Source organism: Variovorax sp. 01T439_2, assembly GCF_056398445.1.
The window spans coordinates 1-5,004 of the sequence record NZ_JBFTPJ010000398.1 but is presented as its reverse complement, the minus strand read 5'-3'; the positions used below and the strand labels follow the sequence as shown (position 1 = coordinate 5,004).

General features: G+C 70.3%; 3 protein-coding genes. 2 read left to right on the top strand and 1 reads right to left on the bottom strand.

What is annotated here, in order from left to right; translation table 11 throughout:
- A partial coding sequence (locus AC1DOC_RS18645) for a membrane-bound PQQ-dependent dehydrogenase, glucose/quinate/shikimate family (RefSeq protein ID WP_478130249.1) occupies positions 1-1,939 on the top strand: 1,939 nt, incomplete at its 5' end.
- 4 nt (positions 1,940-1,943) lie between these two features.
- Here the strand turns inward: AC1DOC_RS18645 and AC1DOC_RS18640 are convergent.
- Positions 1,944-3,212, bottom strand: coding sequence for a helix-turn-helix domain-containing protein (locus AC1DOC_RS18640; protein ID WP_369663732.1), 1,269 nt, complete (start codon positions 3,210-3,212; stop codon positions 1,944-1,946).
- Between the two features lie 158 nt (positions 3,213-3,370).
- Between AC1DOC_RS18640 and AC1DOC_RS18635 the strand changes: the two genes are divergently transcribed.
- A partial coding sequence (locus AC1DOC_RS18635) for a PQQ-dependent dehydrogenase, methanol/ethanol family (protein WP_478130248.1) occupies positions 3,371-5,004 on the top strand: 1,634 nt, incomplete at its 3' end.

Below are 5,004 nucleotides of genomic sequence, written 5' to 3'. Positions count from 1 at the left end.
GGGCAATACCGCACCGGCCCCGCCGAAGGACGACTGGACGGCCTACGGCGGCAACGGCATGGGCCAGCGCTATTCGGCGCTCGACCAGATCACGCCGGCCAACGTCGGCGAGCTGCAGGAGGCATGGCACTTTCGCACCGGCGACGTGCGCGGCCAGAGCGGCGACCCCGAGGAGACGACCTTCGAGGTCACGCCGCTGAAGATCGGCGAGCGGCTTTTTCTTTGCACGCCGCACCAGTCGGTGGTGGCGCTGAACGCGACCACCGGCCAGCAGCTCTGGCGCTACACGCCCGAGATCCGGCGCCCGCTGGCCTTGCAGCACCTGACCTGCCGCGGCCTGTCCTACGACCCGGGCAGTGCGGTGCGGCCCGCGCCCGCAGCGGCTGCTGCTTCATCGCCACCCGCGGCCGGCGGCGACTGCGACGCCAAGCTCTTCATGCCCACGGCCGACGGCCGCGTCATCGCGCTCGACCCCGGGAGCGGCAAGCCCTGCATGCGCTTTGGCGGCGGCACGGGCCAGATCGACCTCTGGAAGAACATGCCCAACGTGAAGCCCGGCTCGTATTACTCGACCTCCCCCGTGGTGGTGACGCGCTCCCTCGTCATCGTGGGCGGCACGGTGCTGGACAACGTCTCGACCAAGGAAACCTCGGGCGTGATCCGGGCCTTCGACATCGACACCGGCGCGCTGGTGTGGAACTGGGATTCGGGCAACCCGGACGACACCGCACCCATCGCGGCCGACCGCAGCTACACGGCCAACTCGCCCAACAGCTGGTCGATCTCCAGCGTGGACGAGGCGCTCGGGCTGGTCTACGTGCCCACCGGCAACCAGCCGCCCGACCAGTGGGGCGGCAAGCGCACCGAAGGGGCCGAGCGCTATTCGTCCTCGGTGGTGGCGCTGGACCTGGCCACCGGCCGCGTGCGCTGGAGCTTCCAGACCGTGCACCACGACCTCTGGGACTACGACGTACCCTCGCAGCCCAGCCTCGTCGACCTGCGCATCGGCAGCGAGACGGTGCCCGCGCTCGTGCAGCCGACCAAGCAGGGCGAGCTGTTCGTGCTCGACCGGCGCGACGGCAAGCCCCTGACCAAGGTGCATGAACGGCCCGCGCCGCAGGGGCCGGCCGCGGGCGACCACACCTCGCTCACGCAGCCGGTGTCGGAGCTGTCCTTCGATCCGCCCGCGCTCACGCCGGCCGACATGTGGGGCGGCACGGTGTTCGACCAGCTGGCCTGCCGCATCGCCTTTCACCGGCTGCGCTACGAAGGCCGCTACACGCCGCCGTCGACCGAGGGCTCGCTGATCTACCCCGGCAACTTCGGCGTCTTCAACTGGGGCGGCGTGGCGGTCGACCCGGTGCGGCAGATGGCGTTCACCACGCCGGCCTCGCTGGCCTTCGTGTCCAGGCTGATTCCGCGGGCCGACGACACCTCGCTCTATGTGCAGGGCAAGGACCGGCCCAACGACAGCCTGCCCGCGCTCAACGAGAACTTCGGCGCGCCGTTCGCGGTGCAGCTGAGCGCCTTCACCTCGGTGTTCGGCCTGCCGTGCCAGGCGCCGCCCTGGGGCCATGTGGCCGGGGCCGACCTGCGCACCGGCCGCGTGGTGTGGAAGCACAAGAACGGCACCGTGCGCGACAGCTCGCCGCTGCCGCTGCCCTTTGCGATGGGCGTGCCCAGCCTCGGCGGGCCGATGATGACGGCCGGCGGCGTGGCCTTTCTCTCGGGCACGCTCGACTACTACCTGCGCGCCTACGACGTGGCCAGCGGCAAGGAGCTCTGGCGCAGCCGCCTGCCCGCGGGCGGACAGGCCACGCCGATGAGCTACCGCGGCAGCGACGGGCGCCAGTACGTGGTGGTGGCCGCGGGCGGCCACGGCTCGCTGRGCACGCGCACCGGCGACCACGTGATCGCCTACGCGCTGCCCAGGCGCTGAACCTTCAGCCCGGCGCGACCTTGTCCTCTTCGCGCCAGCCGCGCAGCCGCCGGTACAGCGTGCCGCGCGACACGCCCAGCTGCCGCGCCGCCTGCGAGACGTTGCCGCCCTGTGCCGCCAGCGTGTCCTCGATCAGCTTGCGGCTGTGCTCGCGCAGCGTTTCGCCCGGCAGCGCTTCCACCGGCACGTGGTGGGAGGCGATCGCTGGCGTGTGCTCGTGCGCCGCCAACGGCTGGGCCGCCGCGGGCTCGGCGGACAACACCGCGCCGGCGTCGCCGGGCACCGCCACCGCATGCCTGAAGTCCACGCCGTCCGCAGCCTTCAGGCGCGCCTGCACCCACACGCCCAGGCCGCTCGCCAGGCGCAGCGGCTGCGCGGCTTCGCGCCTTTCGAGCCGCAGCAGGCTCGCAAGGTCGTGGCCCAGCATCGATTCGACATCCCGCTCGCAGGCCTCTTCGGGCAGGCGGCCGATCAGCCGCGCGCCGGCACTGTTGAGCCAGGCGATGGTGCCGTCGGGCGCCACGCCGGCCAGCGCTTCCATCGGCGTGCCCAGCAGCGTGGGGCTGGCCTGGAAGCGCAGGATCAGGTGGTCGCGCGACTGCGCCTGCAGCAGGCGGTTCTCGATGGTCGTGGCGTAGAGCCCCACCATCGAGGCTGCATCGAAGCCGAAGCGCCGCGCCTCCATCGTGATGTCGAGCACGCCCGCGAGCCGGCCCGCCACGTCGCGGATCGGCGCCGCGGCGCACTGCATCTGCGACAGCACGTCGAAGTAGTGCTCCGCGCCGTCGACCGTGCAGGCCTGCCCGGTGGTCGCCACGATGCCCGGCGCGGTGGTGCCGACGATGCGCTCGGAAATGTTCACGCCCACGCGCGCGGTCTTGCGCAGCACCGGCTGGTGCGCGGCGGCCGGCTGGTGCGTGACGTGCACCACCACGCCTTCGCCGTCGGTCAGGATCACGCGGCAGTCGGTGCCCGCGAGCGCGCTTTCCATGCTCGCGAGTTCCTGCCGCGCCACCTCGAGCAGCTCGCGGTTGCGCGCCAGCGTGGCGTGCAGGCGGCTCGGCGTGACCGCATCGAAAGGCACGATGCGCTGCCGGTCGCTGTGGTTGCGGGTGCAGCGCAGCCACGACTGGATCACCGCCTCGCCGACGAGGCCCGATGGCCGCACGCCTTCCTCGAAGAACTGCTGCCGCGCGAGCGCCACGCGCTGCGCCGGCGTGCTGGAAAAAAGTTGGCGCGGCGCGGTTGCCGTGCCCAGCCGTTCGAAAGCCATGCTGTTCGCCGCTCCTCGAAATGGGGGATCAGGAAGGAAGGGGAGATCGCTGCCCCCGTCGAATGTGTTCCGCAATGGAACAGCGCCGGACTGGGGAAATCCCGAAGATGAACGCGAGCGCGGCACAACCGATCCTTGCGGCACAAAGGAGACCCACGATGAAAAAGATCCACTCCGGTTGGCTTGCGCTCGCCGGTGCATTGCTGTGCCTGGGCAGCTCGCCCGCCGCGGCGCAGGCCTCGGCCGCCAAGCAGGTGAACGGCGACTTCGTTCGCGCCAACGCGGCCCAGAAGAAGACCCCCGACTGGCCGAGCTACGGCCTGGACTACGCCGAGTCGCGCTTCAGCAAGCTCGACCAGGTGAACGCCGGCAACGTGAAGCAGCTGGGGCTGGCCTGGTCCTACAACCTCGAGTCCACGCGCGGCGTCGAGGCCACGCCGCTGGTGGTGGACGGCGTCATGTACGTCACCGCGTCGTGGAGCGTGGTGCATGCCATCGACACGCGCACCGGGCAGAAGCTCTGGAGCTTCGATCCGCAGGTCGACAAGTCCAAGGGCTTCAGGGGCTGCTGCGACGTGGTGAACCGCGGCGTGGCGCTGCACGAAGGCAAGGTCTACGTCGGCGCCTTCGACGGACGGCTGATCGCGCTCGATGCGGCCACCGGGCAGAAGGTCTGGGAGAAGAACACCATCGAGGGGCAGAAGGGCAGCTACACCATCACCGGCGCGCCGCGCGTCTTCAAGGGCAAGGTCATCATCGGCAACGGCGGCGCCGAGTACGGCGTGCGCGGCTACGTCACAGCCTACGACGCGAAGACCGGCGAGCAGAAGTGGCGCTGGTTCGTGGTGCCGGGCGACCCGGCCAAGCCCTTCGAGGACGAATCGATGGCGCGCGCCGCCAAGACCTGGGACCCTTCGGGCAAGTACTGGGAGGCCGGCGGCGGCGGCACCGCATGGGACAGCTTCGCCTTCGACCCCGAGCTCAACCTGATGTACGTGGGCACCGGCAACGGCTCGCCCTGGGCGCACAAGAAGCGCAGCCCCAAGGGCGGCGACAACCTGTACCTGGGCTCGGTGGTGGCCCTGAACCCCGACACCGGCAAGTACGTGTGGCACTACCAGGAGACGCCCGGCGACAACTGGGACTACACCTCCACCCAGTCGATGATCCTGGCCAACGTCACGCTCGGCGGCAAGGCGCGCAAGGTGCTGCTGCATGCGCCGAAGAACGGCTTCTTCTTTGTCATCGACCGCACCAACGGCAAGTTCATCTCGGCGAAGAATTTCGTCGACGTGAACTGGGCCACGGGCTACGACAAGAACGGCCGCCCCATCGAGATCGCGGCCGCGCGCCAGAACGACAAGCCCGGCGACAGCATTCCCGGCCCCTTCGGTGCGCACAACTGGCACCCGATGTCGTTCAACCCGCAGACCGGCCTGGCCTACCTGCCGGCGCAGAACATCCCGATCAACCTGATGGACGACAAGGACTGGAAGTTCGACCAGAACGCACCGGGCCGGCCGCACGCCGCGCTCGGCTGGAACACCGCCATGTTCGCCAACGCCGAGCCGCCCAAGAGCAAGCCCTTCGGCCGCCTCGTCGCCTGGGATCCGGTGGCGCAGAAGGAAGCCTGGGGCGTGGACTACGTCTCGCCCTGGAACGGCGGCACGCTCACCACCGCCGGCAACCTGGTGTTCCAGGGCACGGCCGACGGCCGCCTGGTGGCCTACAACGCGAGGCAACCTGGTGTTCCAGGGCACGGCCGACGGCCGCCTGGTGGCCTACAACGCGA